A 19,258-nucleotide genomic window follows, 5' to 3' on the forward strand; every position below is an offset into this window, starting at 1 on the left:
TTAAGCTGACATGTCCGAAACCATAAGGCGATAACACAAAAATTTATCCTGGACAGGTTGTCCTTTTTATTGATGCAATTGCATATTATTGTTGATGGACAAACACCGTTGTGCATTTAAGATCTAAATGTTTCATGAATAACTTTACAAAACTAAATCAGCCTACGGGGCGCTTGATATATTCGGCAGAGAAAGAATACCTCTTTTTTGGGGGAACCTCCTATTTGGGATTAGCTACTGATGAGGAATATATACAGCTATTTATTGATGGCGTGAGGCGCTTCGGAACAAATAACGGCACTTCGCGCAATAATAATGTGCAGCAGGCGATATTTGAGCAGGCAGAAGAGTTTGCTGCAAAGCGTTTTGGCTTTGAAGCCACCCTACTGCTTTCTAGCGGGTATTTGGCAACGCAATTTGCGGTGAGGGCCCTGGCCACTGAAGGGGAGCTGCTATATGCCCCCTCCTGTCATCCCTCCCTTTGGCTTGAAATAAAACCCGATGTAGCTGGAAGTTTCGAGAACTGGAGCAGACAAACTGTCGATTATATTAATCAATCCGAAAAAAAATCGTTCGTTATTGTCAGCAATAGTCTAGACAATATGACTCCGGAGAGTTACGATTTTACTGTTTTTGAACAGATTGATCCCAGTAAAAAAATTATATTGCTATTGGATGATTCCCATGGTATAGCTGTTATGCGTAACAATGCAATTTCACTTGAGCAGAACAGCTTATGTCAGAAAAATATTGAACTGATTGTTGTTGCATCATTAGCAAAAGGTTTGGCAACAGATGCGGGACTGATTTTAGCGGATCGAGAGCGCATAGTACAGTTCAAAAAGTCCAACTTTTATACGGGAGCATCACCCAGCCCACCTGCCAGCCTTTATGCTTTTGTCAATGGGGAGCAGATCTATCAAAGACAATTTGAAAAACTGCATCAGAATATCCGATATTTTAAAACGATAGCGGATGACTATTTAAATGCTATGGATAGCTTTCCTGTCTTCTCCTCGCGTGATAGGGGGCTTTATTCAAGACTGATGGAAGCAAATATCGTGGTCTCTAGTTTCCCTTATCCCCTTTCAACAGATCCCTTATTGAACAGAATAGTCATCAATGCCCATCATACCACTCATGACCTTGAACGTTTAGGTCATGCAATTGGCATATCTTGATTTTTATAAGATGTTCAATGAACAACTTATTGTAAATTAGAGAATTGTTTTTATTTTTGGATTTTATTTAAGCCTTTGTTTGAGGTAATATTAGGTTAATTGATTGTAAATGTTTGGCTTTTGGAAGCTTATTTATCAAAAAAGTATTTAAATAATTTCCATTACTCATTTTAAAACAATACTTTTGCATCCCCAAACATTAGTTGGCTTAAGGGTTGAAAAATAAATAATTACAGTAAAATAGATATGACTAAAGCAGAAATTATTGCAGAAATCTCTAACAAAACTGGCTTAGAGAAGGTAGATGTTCAAGAAACCGTAGAGGCGTTCTTTAAAGTTGTCAAAAACGCAATGATCGGAGGAGAAAATGTATATGTAAGAGGTTTTGGTAGCTTCGTAGTCAAAAAAAGAGCTGAGAAGACTGCAAGAAACATTTCCAAAAATACAGCAATCATTATTCCAGAGCACTTTGTACCTAGCTTCAAGCCAGCTAAGATTTTCGTTGAGAAAGTAAAAAATGGCAATAAATAATCTTTAAAATAGATTAAAATGGCAAGAACCAAACAAATAATAGTAATAGGAGCAGTAGTAGCCCTGGTTGCGGTGCTTTTAGCACAGCCTATTAAGGGTTTGGTTAACAATGACAAAGAAACTGCTGCAGCATCTGAATCGCAACCTTCCAATGAAGTAAATTTGGAAAACATTTCTTCGATGACAAAACAAGGTTTAGATGCTAGTTTAGTCAAAGAAATTTCCGATATTGAGGCCCAAGTTGCCAATGCTTCTGGAGAAGGTAAGGTAAAGCTGTTGCAACAGTTGGCAGATAAGTGGGATGATGTCGCAAAACCAGCCCCTCAGGCTTTTGTCTATGAGGAAATGGCAAAAGTTTCTCCAAAATTTGAATATTGGTTGAAAGCAGGTAATGCTTATCGTGCTGCTTATACAAATTTGCAGGACTCTACATTGGCTCAGGCGCTGAATCAAAATGCAATACATGCTTATGAGGCCGCCCTGAAAGCTAATTCAAGTAGTTTAGATGCAAAAACGGGATTAGGTGCCGCAATGGTATCTGGGACGAACAACCCAATGGCAGGTATTGCCTTATTGAGAGAGGTTGTTACCGCTGATCCTAAAAATTTAGAAGCAAATAAAACGTTGGGATTGTTTTCATTACAATCTCGGCAGTTTGACAAAGCCATCGAGCGTTTTAAGACCGTTATCGATCAAAAACCCGATGCAGAGTCATACTTTTACTTAGCCACAGGCTACGAAAATATTGGGATGAAAAAAGAGGCTGTTGTTGCTTTTCAAAAAAGTAAAGAACTGGCCGCTGATCCATCCCTATCACAATTCATCGACCGCAAGATTGAGGAATTGAGCAAGTAATTCATTTATTATTTTATAATCATTAAAAAATTTAGCTATGCCAAGCGGAAAAAAAAGAAAAAGACACAAGATGGCTACTCACAAACGTAAAAAACGTTTAAGAAAAAATAGACACAAGAAAAAATAGTCTTGTGATAAGCTTTTAAACATCTTGGCCCATTTTGCTGAGATAGCTTTACGAAATAATCTACATGTCTTTAGGGGGATGTAGATTGTTTTTTTCGTAAGAACGTTCTTTAAATGTTTAATCGGATACCAAAGATTGCGATTGCATATTGCATAGGTGTCAAAAATGAGTAGCTGTTGGTAAAGGAATTAATTATCGATTCAACTCCTGATAAAGGGGTAACTATTGCTTTACTACAAGATAAGCAGCTTGTTGAACTTAATCGCGAGCCCGCCAATAACAACTTCGCTGTCGGAGATATCTATCTCGGACGTATTAAGCGGATTATGCCGGGACTCAATGCAGCTTTCGTAGATGTAGGCTACGAAAAGGATGCTTTTCTACATTATTTAGATTTAGGTCCTCAGGTTCAATCCTTGCTGAAGCTTACGCGAATAGTAAAGAATGGCAGTTATCAAGAGAAACTGCTCAATAGTTTAAAACTTGAAAAGGATATCGATAAAGCTGGCAAGATCTCAGATGTCTTGAGCAAAAATATGCTCGTGCCAGTACAAATCGCCAAAGAACCCATCTCGACAAAAGGGCCTCGTCTGAGCTCAGACCTTTCAATTGCAGGTCGTTTTGTGGTTTTGGTCCCTTTCTCAAGTACTGTTTCCATTTCCAAGCGTATCAAAGGTAGCAACGAACGCAACCGCCTAAAGAAGATTGTTGAAGGAATTAAACCCGCCAATTTTGGGGTGATCATCCGTACAGTCTCCGAAGGGAAAGGTGTCGAAGAGCTACAACGTGACTTATTGGACCTGATCTCAAAATGGGAGCTATTTACCAAACGTCTTCGTAATGCTGAACCGCCACAAAAGGTTCTCGGCGAAATGGATCGTGCATCCACTATTCTACGAGATATATTGACGGACGAGTTTTCGCATATTTATGTTAATGATCCTTCGATCTTCGAAGAGACAAAATCATATATACACGATATATCTCCTGATTTGGAAAAAATTGTTAAGCTTTATAAACATAAAGAACCAATTTTCGATCATTTTGGAGTTGAGAAGCAAATCAAGGCAGCTTTTGGCAAGACTGTCACATTACCAGGTGGAGCATATCTCGTTATCGAGCATACCGAAGCCTTACATGTGATTGATGTCAATAGCGGTAACCGTTCAGCCAATAAGGAGAATCAGGAAGATAACGCATTGCTGGTCAATATGGAAGCAGCAAAAGAAATCGCGCGACAACTGCGTTTGCGTGATATGGGTGGAATTGTAGTCATCGATTTCATTGATATGCACAAGCCCAATCACCGAAAAGAGTTGTATACATTCTTAAAAGAATGTATGGTGTCGGACAGAGCTAGACATACGATTTTGCCGCCAAGTAAATTTGGCCTGGTTCAAATCACCCGTCAACGTGTAAGACCTGAAATGAATATTGTCACAAATGAGAAATGTCCTGCTTGTGATGGTACAGGTGAAATCCGATCGAGTATTGTCCTGATGGATGATATAGAAAATAATTTGAGTTTTATTCTTCAGGAACAAAATGAAAAAAAGGTGACCCTCTGTGTTCACCCATATATAGACGCCTACATTAAGTCTGGTTTGATTTCTAAAAGAATGAAATGGTTCATGAAGTACGGTAAATGGATTAAAGTCAATCCAATTACGTCATATTATCTAACTGAATTCCATTTCTTCAATGCGAAGGATGAGGAAATCAAGTTATAATAGAAAGAGATTAACGAAAAGGGTTAGTAGTGATACTAGCCCTTTTTTGTTTATATCCAATGAATATTTATACCATCTTTTTCCATTTTTCGAAAATAGGTCATTTGACGTTTGGCATAACGGTGTATTTCCGTTTCTAACTTACTGAAGAAAGTAGGATAATCCATTTGTCCGAGCATGTGCATGGAAGCGTATTTATATTCCAGACCATAGTATTGCAGCTGCTCATGCGATATGCCCTCTGCAAGAAGCCGTTCTACCTCTTGTAAAAAACCGTTATTCAGACGCTCATTCAGTCTCTTACTGATGCTTGATCTTCTTTTTTCAAGAGGCGGATTTAGTCCAATAACAAGAGCGTCAGGGGCTTGCTGCTCGGGTTTGAAATCTGGGTTTTGTCTGAGAAACTCCAGTATTTCGATGGCGCGGATGATACGTTTGTTGGTAGAATGATCGATTTGAAAGTCTTGGGGACATGTGTAAGAGCTTACCCGTTCCATTAATTCTGATTCTGTCTCTTTAGAGAGCGCTTCTTTAAATCCTTCGATGCTTGGAATCAGTGCATAGGGCGCCGGCTGGATAACGCTTTGCAAGTATAAACCCGTCCCGCCACATAAGATTGTATGTTTACCTTTTTTTAAGATGGATTGATAAGCCCGATTGAAATCAGTGATAAAATTTCCGAGATTGTACTGTGTCCCCGGTTCCTGAATATCGATGAGATGATAAGGGATGTTGAGGTATTCGGTCAGGTCTTTTCCTGTGCCGATATCCATACGGCGGTAAATTTGACGCGAGTCAGCACTGATGATTTCACCATTGATATATTGGGCCAGTTGTACCGCCAATCTGGTTTTTCCAGAGGCCGTAGGCCCCAGGATAACGATAACTTTCTCTTTTGGAACAACGGTCTGTCCCAAAAGAGAAAGTATATAATCTAATTTGTTGATCACAGAACAAATTTAGTCCATTTTTCCGTTCCTTCATTATTTTTTACGACGGTGTCTATAAAGGCCATACCTCTTACACCATCATATACTGTAGGAAAGTCTTGCTCTTCCGCTGTAGGGGTTCTCCCTTCGCGTTTTGCCGTTACTGTAGCTGCAAAGTTGCGATAGATATTGGCAAACGATTCCAATAGCCCTTCCGGATGACCTGCCGGAACACGCGTGTTATGGCTGGCAAATGAGCTCAATGTATATGGTGCTCCATAAGCGTTTCCAGTACGGTACAATTGGCGTGGTTGATCCAGCATTTTAATGATCAGGTTGTTTGGATCTTCATTTGCCCATTCTAACCCACCTTTTTCACCGTAAATGCGGATGCGGACAGCATTCTCCTCTCCTGCTGAGATCTGTGATGCCATTAACACACCTTTTGCGCCATTTTCGAACCGCAATAATACAGAACCATCATCATCCAATAGACGGCCTTCAACAAATGTGGTCAGGTCTGCACATAACTCCTCGATTTTTAATCCTGACACATACTCCGCAAGATGAGCAGCATGCGTGCCAATATCACCCATGACCAAAGATTTGCCCGAACGTTTCGGATCAGCACGCCAAGCGGCACCTGCATTGCCCTCACGCTCCGTCAAACGGCTTAACCAGCCTTGTGGATATTCAACAACAATTTTTCTGATCTTACCAAAATGGCCTTCCTTGACCATCGCTTTTGCCTGCTTCACCATTGGATAGCCCGAATAGGTATGTGTAAGACAAAGTGTACGCCCTGTACGTTCTACTGTTGCTTGTAATTCTTTAGCCTCTTCAACCGATACAGTCATTGGTTTTTCAACCACCACATCAAACCCTTTTTCCATTGCTAGTTTAGCTGGGGCAAAATGCAAAAAGTTTGGTGTTACGATCGTTACGAAATCCATGCGCTCTCCTTCTGGGAGCAAAGACTCTTTCTCGATCATCTCTTCATAGTTTAGATAGACACGCTCAGGAGATACAAATAGGTCTTCTCCAGATTGTTTCGAAATCTGCGGATCGATACTGAATGCACCACAAACCAATTCAATCTTGCCATCCATAAAAGCGGCAATACGGTGTACAGCACCAATAAAGGCATCATTTCCGCCTCCGACCATACCCATGCGAAGTTTTCTCTTCATAACGTTATTATTTTGATTATTTATTTTTTCAAACTCTTACAGTGTACAATATACACAATTTAGCTCATTTTATATATAAAATCATCTTGATGCTACCCATATTTTCCTTTGGAAAACCATTTGGGAACTGCATTTTTAGTGTTTCGAGCTCCTCTTTATTCCGATAAGGGTGGCGAAAACACTCCGTTACCCAAAAGGTAATCGGGGGCGTGATTTCCTTCGCTACGAATCCGATTCTTTCCAGCGAAGAAGACTGGCTCCAGTCTCGATCGGTGAATGTCATGATATCACCCGGCGAAAAATCCTTACAGAAAGCCCTGATTAATTTGCTTAATCCCCCGATGACATTATAACCAGACTTATTGCAGAAGCGCAACAGCTCAAATGAACGGTAATCATCGCTCGTATTATTCATGCGACGCCCGCCTGAAAATATCGCTACGGCTACCAGCTCTCCCTGTTCATAAAGACCATACCGGTATTTACCCGGAAGGGCAACTTGGAGGTGATGTTCCCTAAGAAATTGCAGGCTTATCTTTTTATCAAGTCGGGCAACAACGGTCTGACGGGCGTAGATACGTTTATTATTTTTGGCCCGTGCAATGATGCGTTGAACAATAAGGTCAAATTTTTGTCTCAATTGATCTTCATCAATATGGATGCCCGCTTCTGCCATGCCTTGTCTTGACTGTTGTTCATTGGGATAAAGCAAAATCTTTTTTGTTATTTCAGGAGAACTGACTTGTAAATATCCATCAAGTTCATACAGGCTTAACTGTATGTTCAGAGATTGTTGAAGTTCTTTGATGAACTGAATGACCAAATCTTTAAATGAAGGAACCATGGATACAAAAATAACTTTTATGGAAGCTTTGACGAAATATCCGCTTTTAATAATTATCCGTACCTTTGTACAAAATTTAATTGTACTATGTGATACCCCTGTTTAAAAGAATAAACATGAATGGTGCGACAGCAACACAGATCGTTCAAAAACATGTGCTGCATAAGATAACCTGGGTATTCCATATGAACGTAAAAAAATAATTTACATATATGAAACTTCCGATAGTGGCATACGGTGATCCTGTATTGAGAAAGGTTGCTGAAGAAATAGATGAAGACTATCCTGATTTAAAGAAATTGATCGATGATATGTTTGATACCATGTATGCAGCACATGGTGTTGGGCTTGCAGCGCCACAGGTGGGTCTGCCGATCCGTATGTTTGTGATAGACGCAACGCCTTTTGCAGAAGATGATGAAGAAAATCAAGAAATACTCAAGTCGTTCAAAAAGGTCTTCATTAACCCGATCATGGTGGAAGAATCCGGTGAGAAATGGGCTTTCAGTGAAGGTTGTTTAAGTATTCCTGACATCAATGAGGATGTGCTCCGTCATAAAAATATTCGAATCAACTATCTTGATGAACATTTTGAAGAACATGAGGTGGATTTGACGGGGCTCGCGGCTCGGGTCGTACAGCATGAATACGATCATATTGAAGGTAAATTGTTTACCGATAAGCTGAGCACTTTAAAGAAAACAATGTTAAGAAGTAAGCTTGATGCGATTTCCAAAGGCAATATCCGGGTCGGTTATAAAATGAAATTCCCACAACAAAAGAAAAAGCGTTAGTCCAGAGTAGCGCTTTTTCTTTTTATAACTTAATCTAAACGGGGAAGGTATAGTCTGTATTTGACGGCTGTCATCCGGATCAGAAAAACGACTGCAGCACCGATAAAAGCTGCCCAAGAGATGTCGAGGTTGAGATGAACCAACAGGATATAGATAAGCCCGCCGCCCAGGCACGCAGTGGCATATACCTCTTTTTTAAATATCAAGGGGGTTTCATTGAGCAGAATATCGCGTGTCATGCCGCCACATACTGCGGTAAACATACCAAAGATAATAGCAGCATGGACACTGCTTTCATAATTCAATGATTTTTGTACCCCCAAAATGGTAAAGAAACTGATTCCTATGGCATCAAAAAGGGTTAAGGTACGGTAATAGCTATACAATTGCCTGTTGAAGATAATAGCGATCAGAATGCCCAGAAAGATAGCGATCAGATAATTGCTGTCATTGACCCATACCGGACGCAAATTGAGGAACATATCCCGCATGGAACCTCCACCAATGGCAGTGACAAACCCCAAGAAAGCCGCACCAAAGATATCGATATCTTTTCGTTTTGCAGATAAGGTACCGGATATGGCAAAAAATAGGGTGCCAAGTAAATCGCTCAAGTAAAAGTAGTTGGCATCTGTAGTCATTGTATCCTATATTATATATGTGGACAAATTTAGGAGAAATCTCTATAATTTAAATTTATGGTGAGGCGAATCGCTTTTAAGCCAGCAATTCCCTGTACATCTTCCAGTTTTAAATGTTCTATTGTATGTTCAATGATACCCATGTCATAAATGGCCTGTATGCTCAGGTTCAGGTCCTCCAAAACTTCATCCGATAGATAAACAATAGCAATCTTGTTGACTTGGGTAAGCCTTTCCTTGGTTCGTTTTACCCGTATCTTATCTATTCTTTTCTTGATGATTTCGTAGCGGATATTCAGGGAGCCTTCTACATCAAACCTTCGCTCATCTTCCCTAAAGCTGATATCGATGCTGTGAGGGTTGATAAAAATGAGCTGGGTCGTTTCTAAAGGAAGAGCCAATGTATTTCTTGCCTGATGGGTCTTCAATGCAATCCGGGCCATGGAAATAATCTGTTGCCGGCGAAAAACATGGATAAACTCTTTGCTAAAAGGCTGTTGTGGCGTAATGGACTCGCCGATATAAACGTCATATTCGATGCCGTCAGTCCTAAATTTCTGGAAATAAGATGGATAATTGCCCTGGATAAAATTGTTGAAATGATTTAATTCCTTACTGATAAGATGATTGATATGGCGCAAGGAAGTTTCAAACTCATTCCGATAAAACTCTCCGGTCTCCCGATTAGTGAAAAAATGCTGCGCATAATGTGCAATGATCGCATGTTTTGTCGGAAACTGCCTTCTTGCTTCATCCAAAAACGGTTGGACATCCTTTCTGAAAAATTCAATGATTTTTACCATCGATTCATCGAAGGAAATATGATCAAGAGACTGCGTGATTTGTTCGACATGCTTTGAAAAGTCGACGATCAGTTGATGTTTCCCATCCAGCGATAGCTCGTCGATAAGCAGAGCGAGTTGCCTGACCTTAAAACTGAAATCCTTTAAGATAGATGCATTGCGGATGATCGTGGAATCTTTAACATCTATTGCGCCATATAACGGATATACTTCTTCAAAGATAACCGGCTTGATATGCGCATTCTGATCATCATTTTCGAGTTCTTGAATGTATTGAGCCGCAACATGATTGAACTTCCACTGTACGGCAGGTTGTATCGTTGTGAAGCGATTGATGATGATCTCATCGATACGCTTTTTGAACTCGGCGGTGATATCGTATGAAAGTTGAGATAGTAAGGGCACTAGGGAACGCAGCGAATGGATGGTTTCATTGTCCAACTGATCCAATTTATGGCTGTAGATTTCTAATATACCTGACAAAGCATGGTTATGAATCAGTGGGATACATAAATATGTCTTAACACCGGAGGCTTTGACTTGTTCATCAAAGATTGAGGTCGTATTCTTAATGCCATCCATGGCATTATAGAAGATCAGGTGTGGATGCTTGAGGTAATTTGCAACTTCGGGCCTGATGTTTGTGTATGTATTCTTTGCATAGCTCTCAGAGATCAAGATACTCTTGTTGGTGATGGAATAATCAAAAAATGGGAACCCATTAAGCTGAAATAAGGGGAATAAACTAAAAATGGTATCTGACCCCTTCAATAATGGGGCGATTATTTTCTCGAGATCTGATAAGAAAAGATGGTAGTTGTACGTCGCCAGGTCCAATAAGATCGACTGTATTCTTTTGAGCGTATGTTCTAAACTGGTCTTTTTGAATGTAACAATGGTAAAACCAGAAAGTTCAAAATCCACGATTTTAATGGCGCTGACCACGTTATTCCAGTCAAACAGAGCGGCATCATTGGCATTTTTGGTGAGCAGGCCCACGTCAATTTGTGGAAGATCCTTTTTAGGCTTAATATCTACAAACTTGAAATCAATATTCAGGTCATAATAGTCAATAATTTCCCCTTCATCGTTGACATGATGGTAGACAATACTATTGTTTTCTTTAGCGGGGAGACCATAAAGCCGCTCGAAAATAAGGGAATAGATCAGTTTCTCCTGATTGTCAAGTACTCCATCATCTTGCATTTGATCCTGAATATCTTGCTCCACCAGATTGTTTTTGCATAGCTCAAAAAAGGCCTCAGTACCGTAAAATGTTTCTTCAGCCAGTGGTGTCGCCAGTGCCCAGTATCTTTTAGGGGCCGTATCAATAAGCGAGACCGATAGGTTATAGATGAGCTGTAAGATATCTTTATAGGCACCAAGATTATGCTGGCATAGTTTGCCATTGATATGTTCTATCTCTTTGATACGTTCTAAAGCGAATAAAGGAATAATATCGTCGGATGAAATGCCATTCTCTATAAAGGATTCTAAATACCGGAAAAAGGGCTCAAAATGGAGCTTCCGCTCTATATGGTATGGCGCATTTTTATGGGTAGTGAGTTGTACTTTCTTTATTTCCATCGGTTGAAATAGTTTAAAAGCGGAAGCCTGTGCTAAAATAAGGATACCAGCCTTCTTTGGATCTGGCCATGACAAAATGAAGGGGTAATGCATTTGCGATGATATAGTAAAGACCTCCGCCATAACCTTGATGGATGGTGCCGCTATTATATCCTTTGGCCCAGACTTTTCCCACATCGTACATACCCATGAGCCCCAGTTCGCCCGGGAGTACATAACTCTTTATATCATGTATCTTGACACGGGCTTCCAGGTTATTGTAGACCATCTGTTGCCCCGCAAATCTATATTGACGAAAGCCCCGTAGGTTTTCATGACCTCCTAAAAACAAATATTGATAAAATGTAGGATTGCCAACGACAGTTCCCGCCCCTACTCTATTTGCAAATATAATACCTTCATGGAAAGCACTGAAATACCCTGTCATAGCTGCGCTTAATTGCGCAGAATTTCTGGAATATTTATTTATCCCGAGATACGAATTGAACGCTGCTGTGATTAATAATCCCTTGCTGGGGTTGATCTTACGGTTTCGGGTATCTTGTGACAAAAATGCATTTAGACCAACGAAAGCCTTGTCATTGGTGATAGAAAGGCTATCATATGAGTGCAGTGCCTGTGGATTTAGGATAAACCGGTTGTGGTTTTCATCAGGATCCAGGTGATAGAACTGGATGTGTGGACCGATGGCATAATTAAAAGTTGATGAAGGATGCCACCTTAATTGTGGATTGACATTGAAGATATTGAATCTACTCCGATAGTATTTTGCACCGTATTGGTCCTTTAGGAATAGTGAATTATTGCCGACACCAAAAAAGTTCTGGGTATTGTCAGGGGCCTTTGCCAAGGCGTCGATCACAAAATCGGCATTGCCTATCACCTGCTCCCATTCGCCGCGGTAATGAATTTTATAAGCCCCGGTCCTGAATGCCGCGGCAACGGTAATCTGCTGTTTGTAGGTAAAGGGTGTTTTTCTAAATCCGCGCTGATGCGTATATGCAGCACCAAGTCCCAGCGAAAAACCATCATCTGCATTATATCCTGCCGTTAGCAAAGGAAGCCAGGAGTTATAAAGATTTACGGGAATAAATTGCGTATTGAGGCTGTCTTTGCCCTGATGTAAGCTGATCCGTCTTTTATCCCCCAAGAAAGTCGAGTTTACCGTGTTCTCGTAGAGCTTAATTTTAGACTTGCTGCTGTTGATGACATAGGTCTTCGGTACAGTGTCACCAATGAACCGAAGCTTTATTGGGGAATTCAGGTTATTAACCAATACGGAGTCCTTTCCTTCGGAAAGATAAAGCCGGATTTCTTTCGTTAAGCGCTGATCATAGGTTTTATCCATCAAGGCCTTGGTTACTTTTCCTTCTTTGTTGATTTTAGAGACTTTGACCTGTAGTCCTTGGTTTTTGGTATTTGAGATCTCCACCTTTTCATTCTTGTCACTGAGATGGATATCTACAATATTATTGATAAATCGATAATACTCTTCCATTGCCGCAGGTAAAGCATCACGCCTGCTTTGGAGCGTATGAAAGATCTGCTTCCCTCTTATTGCGATGGATGACTGTGGCAGGCTGGCGACAGATTGCCACAGTACCGAATCCGTCAAGCGGGCCACAAACTGGTCCACCTCCTTAGTCCATTCCTTATGGGAAAGCTGATTGCTTGGGTGAGCATTTAGGAACCTGGATTTGAACAAGGAATACCGAATGCTGGGGATACCGGTTGTAAATCCCTGCATGACCGGATTGATAAAGCGTTGGTAAATATCCTTCATCAAAAAGCCCTGTGTAACGCGGAGAGCCTGATCACGGTCCCGGGGAATAGGGATATAGTCTTTATCCTTGTCCTCCGTTTCCTGATTTTCATTGTACCAACGCCATTGATCTTCATGGCGGTCCCAGTCACTGACAATGACATCCAGCATCCGTGCTCTTAAATATGCTCTCGGTTTAAAATTATCATCATTGTCTTCCTGTAATTTTCGGAGAGTCTTGGGACTATTGTCGGAATCCCCCAAAGGTTCGCGTTCTTCCAGCAGGGCGACAGTATTTACAAAGAGCGGGGCATATTCACCCAATAGCGTATCAGGGGCCACAACACCAATAATAGGATGGGCATGAGGGACATTGACCGCATTGGCCAAAGGAGGAATCATCAATGCCGAATAAGGATGTTGAGCACTTGTCGCATCATCAAGGATATCTTGGACAAAAGTGCCGTGCAATTCTTCAGGGATCAGGGATTCTGTACGTTTGTTGACCGACCGTAGCGCCCATTCACGACCTGTAGGGTCAACCAGGCGAAGTGATACAGACTGCATGCCACCACCCTGCTTTATCGGTCGGAGCCCGCCATATAAGTCAGCAAGTTGCAGGACAGGCAATGTTGTCTCCGCAGCCCATTCTTTACGATAATTTTCTCCAAGGAAGGATTTCTTAAATCGGCTAGCTTTGCCATATTTTGCATTCGCAACAACCGTGACACTGTCTTTGATCATCGTTTGTAGCAACGGCTTATCCACAGGAGAAGTCAAATGCAAACTCGACTTATTGTTTTGTTGTGCATAAGCTTGTAAGGAGAGAAAAAGTAAAAAGAATGGAAAGAACTTATACATGCTTATTATTTTTCAAATTTATGGATTGTTCCCTTATCCTGATTTCCGGCCTCACTGCTGATATAGAGATTCAATCTTGAATCAAAACTGATCCCCTCAGGTTGTGGAAAAATCTTTGGATCCAAAGGCGAGACCGACTTGACATGAAAATTTTCATCCGTTACAACAAGGGCCTTATCAATAGATGATAAAATATACCATTCCTTGGTATCCGTTCTTTTTGCAAGTGCCGAAGGTTTGAATGTTTTTTTGATCTTCGGATCAAATTTTTTCAGTTCGTTGATAGGTATGGCAAACTCCCCTTTTGGGGTGAATTTACCGTTGCTTTCAATAGAAAATATATATCCTGTAGTTTGCGCTTGTTTTCTGTCTACCTTACATTCTTTGCAGAGTACATAAGCCAAATTATTTGGCCTGTCTACATATAGCCCCTCATACTCCCCCTTGGGAAGTATATCCTTTTGCTCAGTAACAGACTGAATGTCCGTTATTTCTGTGATAGGAAAAGAGTAAATGCTGCCATTGCTTTTTAAGATAAAGAAATGTGTTTTGTTGATTGCGATATCCTCATAATCGCCGTCTTTTCCGAATGGACTGGATGTAAGTTTTTGTGAAGCTAAGCTATAACGGTAAAGTAGTCCCTGTTCATCCTGGATCGCATAAATAACATCGTCCTGCCCTTCTTGGAAAGCTATTCCTGAAATTTCCAATAATTCATCCGGTAAGCTCATTTTTACACCAGACGACAGTTTGTAAGGCAGAGGCTGTTGCTGTTGTTGCTGTGCTGCGACCTTGGCCGCTTTAGCGGCAGGTGGATCTTGGTTTGTTTTAGGATTGCAGGCTAATAATGCCGTAGAAACTAATCCTAAGGCAGTGGAAATCAATATCGTAGAATCTTTCATAAATTTAATGCTTTAAATAATCAAAAATTTGTTGCTGTGAGATATTGCCAGTTCGCGTTTCTATAGGTAGGTTCTGTCCCCGTTCATCAAGGAATGTAGCCTCCGTATCGTCGGCAAATTGGAGGTCGAACAATGTCAGAATCTTTGTGGATAATGCCGGATCCATAATGGGAAAGCAGACCTCTATCCGACGGTAGATATTGCGATTCATCCAGTCTGATGAACCGAGATACAGTTGTGTACCGACCTCGTTTTGGAAAATAAATATCCGCCCATGTTCCAGGTACCGCCCCACTATGCGTTTGATCTGGATATTTTCACTGATGCCCTGTACCCCCGGTTTCAATCGACAAATCCCTCTGACTAGTAGTTGAATCCTCACTCCTGCCTGACTAGCTTCATACAATTTATTGATTAACGATTCTTCCTCTAAATTGTTTAATTTAATTTTTATAATTGCTGCACCTCCGGTTTGTGTCTGTTGGATGGCACGGTCAATTAAAGCCATGAACGTTTGCCTTAGATTAAATTGAGCCACAAGTAGTTGCTGAAATGGAATTTCTGCTGCATGACTCGGCTTCCTTCTGTCAGGTAAGAACCCAAATAACGAGCCCAATTCAGCGGTTAATAAGCGGCGGGATGTCATCAGGAAATAGTCCGTATAGATTTTTGCTGTCTTCTCATTCAGATTTCCTGTACCAAATAAGGCACTTTCTTGTCCATTCTTTCTTCGGATAAATGCAATTTTTGCGTGAACTTTGAGATTGGGGATACTATAGGTAATCTTTACCCCCTGTTCTTTCATGAACCTTGCCCAGTGTATATTGTTGGCCTCATCGAAGCGCGCTTTTAATTCAACAAAAACACTGACCTTTTTGCCATTTTTTGCTGCGGTGGCCAGTGCTTGTGCAATATGTGAATCACTGGCGATACGATACAGTGTGGTATGGATTTCTGTTACTTCAGGGTGTATTGCCGCTTCGTTGAAGAAACGGAGAATAGGATCAAAAGATTCATAAGGTGTGCAGACCAAAATGTCTTTCTGGTCAATTTGTTCAAAGATTGAATGTTCAAAATCCTGCTGTATTTCGATCTGCTGCTGTCTTGGGAAAGAAAGATGATCCTGTTTGACCGGAAAAGAAAAAAAGTCTTTTAAGTTATGGTAGTAACCGCCCTCCACAATACTGCTTTTCCTCAGATCAAAAAGGGCCGCAAGCCTTGCCATGAACTGTTGTGGCAGGCCCGGCTGGTGCAGAAACCGGGTGGCATAACCAAGGTCTCTCTTATTTACCTCCTGTTCTATCTTCTGGGCAATATCGCCTTCAAATTCATCCTGTAAATTAAGTTCCGCATCACGTGTGACTTTGAATGAATAAAAGTCTAAATCTTTGTTTTTTATTACTCCCGGAAGAAATAATTTAATAATGTCGTCGATGAGTACAATGTACTGTTTACCAGCGAAATGGTAGGAAAAAAAACGCCCTATAGCATCCGAAGGTATATTAACGATGAATAGGTCTGTCGTTTGGCTGTCGACCAGCGCAAAATAAAGACGATTGTTTATCGGGAAAAAAGAAAACTCCACATCGACCTTAATAATCCGGAGATAGGATGCTATAGTTGTAAAAAAGTAGTTGGCTGCGGCTGTCCGGATCTCTATCGGGATTTGTTGATTATAAATCAGAAGAATATTCTCTTCCCTGAGTTTTTGAATGATGCTGGATAAATAAATGCCAAATTTTTCTTGTTGTTTGTGGATTATCTTGGAGGCCTTTTTATAGGTGCCAATGTCGAGATCCGGAACCTCCTGTTCTGTGCTTTTCTTTTTGATCTTTTTCCAGGCCATCAGTACAGGCATGCGGACACGATAAAACTCATCTAAGTTTGATGAGAAGATCGCCAGGAATTGTAGTTTTTCTAGTAGGGGAACTTCTTGGCGTCCAGCCTCGTCAAGGACTCTTTCATTGAAGGAAAGCCAGCTGATGTCTCTGTTGATGTATAGGTCTTTTTTTCTCATCCGAATCACTTTGATGAATAGGGAAAATTGCTAAGCCGTATTTCCCCGAATTACAATAATGTGGCCACAACAAACGAAATGACAGAAATGACCAGGCCAAACATAAAAATTCCATAGGCATAACGTAGCAGTTTATATTTTCGGCCAAGGACAACTCCTTGCGAATAAACATCCTTTGTCAGCATGCCGTATAGAAACTCAGAGTCTATCATTACTTTTTGCATGCCCTCATTATAGTCCTCAAGCTTCATTTTATAAAAATTTCCAAAAAATAATAAGTTGACAGATTTGTCTTCAATCTCCTGTTTGGAAAATTTACCAGGAGGTATTTTAGGAATGGTAGACAATATAGCCATCACCATTGTGGCCACAACCCCAACCGTAAGGATGATTGTCGGGAAAATGAGGTGTTCATTGCTATCCAGTTTACGGAATAAGACCGCAATAACCACAGATAAGATGATAGAATTAACGGTTAATAATATATTGGCTTTGTTATCTGCCATATCGCTTAGCCTTTGATTATTGGAGGATGTGATACGGAACATTGTCTCTATGCCACGCTCAGGCTTATTGGTTTTATCCTTCTCTTTTTTATCGTCCTTCTTGTTTTCTTTATTCTTTGAAATGGACCTCTCTTGCTTTCTCTCCAGCTCCTTTAAATTTTCCTCTTTTTTTGCATTGAGTTTCTGTTGGGCATATTCGGTATGATAGTGATGGCTCAACAAGAGTTTGATCGTGCCTGCCCGCCAGATATCTTTGTCGATTTCTTTACCGATAACAGCCTCCGCCTCCGCTTTCATTAATTTATTTCTGTTGACAAAGTCATCACTCCCAAGATGAAATAAATCGGCGTCACAGAGGATTTCCTCTAGCAGATTGCTGGGGTCCTGAGGCATTCGTGTGGCCAGGATACAACCTTTTATCTTTTCTTTTACCTCGTCTGAAACACCTTTATCTTTTAAAAAAGCAAATGCGATTTCAACACTTCGTTTCTCATGACCGATTGCATTGTCGGATTGTACATAGCCGAGATCATGAAAATATGCAGAACTGATCACAATAAAATGATCTTCTTCGCTTAGTTTATAAAACGAAGAAATCTCTTCTGCCGCCCGTACAACTGATCGGGTATGTAAATTATTATGAAAACAATGGCAGGTTGAGATATTTTCTGCAATGTAAGTTTCAGAATACTCTTCCACTTGTCTTAAAAGCTGAGCATAATCTATCATGGACCAAAACGATTTTTATTTGGAATAAAAGTATTCAATATCTTTAACATCTTAAATACAGGATACCCTTTTTGTTGTTTTTTTAACCTAGATCAATTTAATATCCCCGAGAAGACAAAAATCATCGTTTTTTATACAAATGTCTTTTTACTGTTTAACTCCTATTCTGATTATTTGTTTTTGCTTTCGTAATGAATTAAATTTTGCGCCTACTTGATCACATGGGGGACTGCTTTTGTAAGATCGCCTAGCACTTGCATCCGCTTTTAGCCATGGTTCAACTGTTTAGTATGCAAATTATCTAATAACTTAGGAATCATCTAGATTTAAATTAAGTTTTAGTTAGATATTAATTAGCTTTTACCTAAACAATACCTAAACTAAACCTAAACAAAACCTAAGTAAATCCTAACTAAACAATTGATTTGTATATACTCTGATCAGGGCTATTGTTATCAGTTTTTATACAGGTCTATGTTATGCTCTTCTTGCTTTATCCATCATTTGATACCCAAACCAATGGTTTGCCTACATTTGGCCCGTGTTACCGGACTAAAAAGCATTGAAGCAGTCAGCGTCAGGATCATAGAAGCTACGGCAGTCATCCTGAAAGCCTCCACAGACGCCTTTATACTGGGGCTAAGTTCTTGGGCCCTTCCGGCAGCCTATTGTAGATCCGCTGCTTTTTGCGGGCCGTTTGCAGTGGAATGCAATTCCCCGGGCAGGGCGTTTGCCTTTTTTCGTTCCTGTCCGTTGGTGGTGCTTCCTGCTTCCCCAGCATGCCCCTTTAGCAGGTCGCCACAGAGGAACCTGTGCCAGGAGTTTTCGATAAGTTTCCGGGGCCCTTCCGGCAGCCTGCTGCAGATCCGATGCTGAGGTCGGGCCGTCCACGGTGGAATGCAATGCCCCGGGCAGGCGTTTGCCTTTTTTCATGCCTGTCCGTTGGGCGGTGCTTCCTCGCGTGGCCCCCCCCCTTTGGCGGCTCCAGCATCCCCCTTTCGGCCCCCGTGACGCTGTTCCACAAAAAGAATCCGCCAAGTTCACAGCGAGTTACAGGGATATTGAAAGAAAATAAAACAAAAGGCTTGGAATTCTGCACGAAATCTCCCTATCTTTGCACCACTCCGCAAGGGAGGTACGGTTACTTCGAAAGAAGGGATCATGAAAAAAGAGGGGTCTAACGGAGGTTAGGCGCAGAAATCGGGAAAACAGAAAAGAAAAAAAACTTGAGAAAGTTTTTTGGAATTCCGGAAAAGATTTCTACCTTTG

The 19,258-nt window shown here is 40.8% G+C and carries 15 protein-coding genes; 5 read left to right on the top strand and 10 right to left on the bottom strand.

The window, feature by feature from the left end:
- Positions 1 to 134: 134 nt before the first annotated feature.
- The 4 genes from HX021_RS17710 to HX021_RS17725 all read left to right on the top strand — a co-directional run bounded on the left by HX021_RS17710 (position 135) and on the right by HX021_RS17725 (position 4,424).
- Positions 135 to 1,181 carry a PLP-dependent aminotransferase family protein gene (locus HX021_RS17710; protein ID WP_286591877.1) on the top strand — a complete coding sequence of 349 codons (1,047 nt, stop codon included), beginning with the start codon at positions 135 to 137 and terminating at the stop codon, positions 1,179 to 1,181.
- Between the two features lie 246 nt (positions 1,182 to 1,427).
- Complete coding sequence (locus tag HX021_RS17715; protein WP_028071165.1) at positions 1,428 to 1,712, top strand: HU family DNA-binding protein; 285 nt, start codon at positions 1,428 to 1,430, stop codon at positions 1,710 to 1,712.
- An 18-nt stretch (positions 1,713 to 1,730) separates the two neighbouring features.
- Positions 1,731 to 2,567 carry a tetratricopeptide repeat protein gene (locus HX021_RS17720; protein ID WP_286591879.1) on the top strand — a complete coding sequence of 279 codons (837 nt, stop codon included), beginning with the start codon at positions 1,731 to 1,733 and terminating at the stop codon, positions 2,565 to 2,567.
- A 303-nt stretch (positions 2,568 to 2,870) separates the two neighbouring features.
- Positions 2,871 to 4,424, top strand: coding sequence for an Rne/Rng family ribonuclease (locus tag HX021_RS17725; protein WP_286591880.1), 1,554 nt, complete (start codon positions 2,871 to 2,873; stop codon positions 4,422 to 4,424).
- Between the two features lie 50 nt (positions 4,425 to 4,474).
- Here HX021_RS17725 and miaA read toward each other — a convergent pair whose 3' ends face one another.
- The 3 genes from miaA to HX021_RS17740 form a co-directional block, all read right to left on the bottom strand.
- Positions 4,475 to 5,374, bottom strand: a complete 900-nt coding sequence (gene miaA, locus HX021_RS17730) for a tRNA (adenosine(37)-N6)-dimethylallyltransferase MiaA (RefSeq protein WP_286591881.1) — start codon at positions 5,372 to 5,374, stop codon at positions 4,475 to 4,477.
- Positions 5,371 to 6,543 carry a Gfo/Idh/MocA family protein gene (locus HX021_RS17735; protein ID WP_286591882.1) on the bottom strand — a complete coding sequence of 391 codons (1,173 nt, stop codon included), beginning with the start codon at positions 6,541 to 6,543 and terminating at the stop codon, positions 5,371 to 5,373. The genes miaA and HX021_RS17735 overlap by 4 nt, the downstream gene beginning before the upstream one ends.
- A gap of 64 nt (positions 6,544 to 6,607) precedes the next feature.
- Complete coding sequence (locus HX021_RS17740; RefSeq protein ID WP_286591883.1) at positions 6,608 to 7,387, bottom strand: hypothetical protein; 780 nt, start codon at positions 7,385 to 7,387, stop codon at positions 6,608 to 6,610.
- Between the two features lie 212 nt (positions 7,388 to 7,599).
- Between HX021_RS17740 and def the strand changes: the two genes are divergently transcribed.
- Positions 7,600 to 8,181: a peptide deformylase gene (gene def / locus HX021_RS17745; RefSeq protein ID WP_286591884.1), complete on the top strand. Its 582-nt coding sequence runs from the start codon at positions 7,600 to 7,602 to the stop codon at positions 8,179 to 8,181.
- Between the two features lie 29 nt (positions 8,182 to 8,210).
- Here def and HX021_RS17750 read toward each other — a convergent pair whose 3' ends face one another.
- The 7 genes from HX021_RS17750 to HX021_RS17780 form a co-directional block, all read right to left on the bottom strand.
- Positions 8,211 to 8,822, bottom strand: coding sequence for a trimeric intracellular cation channel family protein (locus HX021_RS17750; RefSeq protein WP_286591885.1), 612 nt, complete (start codon positions 8,820 to 8,822; stop codon positions 8,211 to 8,213).
- 29 nt (positions 8,823 to 8,851) lie between these two features.
- Positions 8,852 to 11,212 (bottom strand): GAF domain-containing protein, encoded by a 2,361-nt coding sequence (locus HX021_RS17755; RefSeq protein ID WP_286591886.1) that lies wholly within the window; start codon positions 11,210 to 11,212, stop codon positions 8,852 to 8,854.
- Between the two features lie 13 nt (positions 11,213 to 11,225).
- On the bottom strand, positions 11,226 to 13,835 hold the full coding sequence (locus HX021_RS17760) for a BamA/TamA family outer membrane protein (RefSeq protein WP_286591887.1): 2,610 nt from the start codon (positions 13,833 to 13,835) through the stop codon (positions 11,226 to 11,228).
- A 5-nt stretch (positions 13,836 to 13,840) separates the two neighbouring features.
- Positions 13,841 to 14,737: a hypothetical protein gene (locus HX021_RS17765; RefSeq protein WP_286591888.1), complete on the bottom strand. Its 897-nt coding sequence runs from the start codon at positions 14,735 to 14,737 to the stop codon at positions 13,841 to 13,843.
- Between the two features lie 4 nt (positions 14,738 to 14,741).
- Positions 14,742 to 16,754: a polyphosphate kinase 1 gene (gene ppk1, locus HX021_RS17770; RefSeq protein ID WP_286591889.1), complete on the bottom strand. Its 2,013-nt coding sequence runs from the start codon at positions 16,752 to 16,754 to the stop codon at positions 14,742 to 14,744.
- Positions 16,755 to 16,804: 50 nt separating this feature from the next.
- Complete coding sequence (locus HX021_RS17775) at positions 16,805 to 17,989, bottom strand: Pycsar system effector family protein (protein WP_286591890.1); 1,185 nt, start codon at positions 17,987 to 17,989, stop codon at positions 16,805 to 16,807.
- A 639-nt stretch (positions 17,990 to 18,628) separates the two neighbouring features.
- Positions 18,629 to 18,922: a hypothetical protein gene (locus HX021_RS17780; protein ID WP_286591891.1), complete on the bottom strand. Its 294-nt coding sequence runs from the start codon at positions 18,920 to 18,922 to the stop codon at positions 18,629 to 18,631.
- Between the last annotated feature and the right edge of the window lie 336 nt (positions 18,923 to 19,258).

This window comes from Sphingobacterium sp. N143 (genome assembly GCF_030325625.1).
In the GTDB taxonomy this organism is placed as follows: domain Bacteria; phylum Bacteroidota; class Bacteroidia; order Sphingobacteriales; family Sphingobacteriaceae; genus Sphingobacterium.

Coding starts and splice junctions, on each gene's coding strand:
- HX021_RS17755 (WP_286591886.1), bottom strand. CDS start 11,212: ATGGAAATAAAGAAAGTACAACTCACTACCCATAAAAATGCGCCATAC.
- HX021_RS17740 (WP_286591883.1), bottom strand. CDS start 7,387: ATGGTTCCTTCATTTAAAGATTTGGTCATTCAGTTCATCAAAGAACTT.
- HX021_RS17775 (WP_286591890.1), bottom strand. CDS start 17,989: ATGATAGATTATGCTCAGCTTTTAAGACAAGTGGAAGAGTATTCTGAA.
- HX021_RS17715 (WP_028071165.1), top strand. CDS start 1,428: ATGACTAAAGCAGAAATTATTGCAGAAATCTCTAACAAAACTGGCTTA.
- HX021_RS17780 (WP_286591891.1), bottom strand. CDS start 18,922: ATGAAAAAAGGCAAACGCCTGCCCGGGGCATTGCATTCCACCGTGGAC.
- HX021_RS17765 (WP_286591888.1), bottom strand. CDS start 14,737: ATGAAAGATTCTACGATATTGATTTCCACTGCCTTAGGATTAGTTTCT.
- def (WP_286591884.1), top strand. CDS start 7,600: ATGAAACTTCCGATAGTGGCATACGGTGATCCTGTATTGAGAAAGGTT.
- HX021_RS17720 (WP_286591879.1), top strand. CDS start 1,731: ATGGCAAGAACCAAACAAATAATAGTAATAGGAGCAGTAGTAGCCCTG.
- HX021_RS17735 (WP_286591882.1), bottom strand. CDS start 6,543: ATGAAGAGAAAACTTCGCATGGGTATGGTCGGAGGCGGAAATGATGCC.
- HX021_RS17760 (WP_286591887.1), bottom strand. CDS start 13,835: ATGTATAAGTTCTTTCCATTCTTTTTACTTTTTCTCTCCTTACAAGCT.
- HX021_RS17750 (WP_286591885.1), bottom strand. CDS start 8,822: ATGACTACAGATGCCAACTACTTTTACTTGAGCGATTTACTTGGCACC.
- HX021_RS17710 (WP_286591877.1), top strand. CDS start 135: ATGAATAACTTTACAAAACTAAATCAGCCTACGGGGCGCTTGATATAT.
- ppk1 (WP_286591889.1), bottom strand. CDS start 16,754: ATGAGAAAAAAAGACCTATACATCAACAGAGACATCAGCTGGCTTTCC.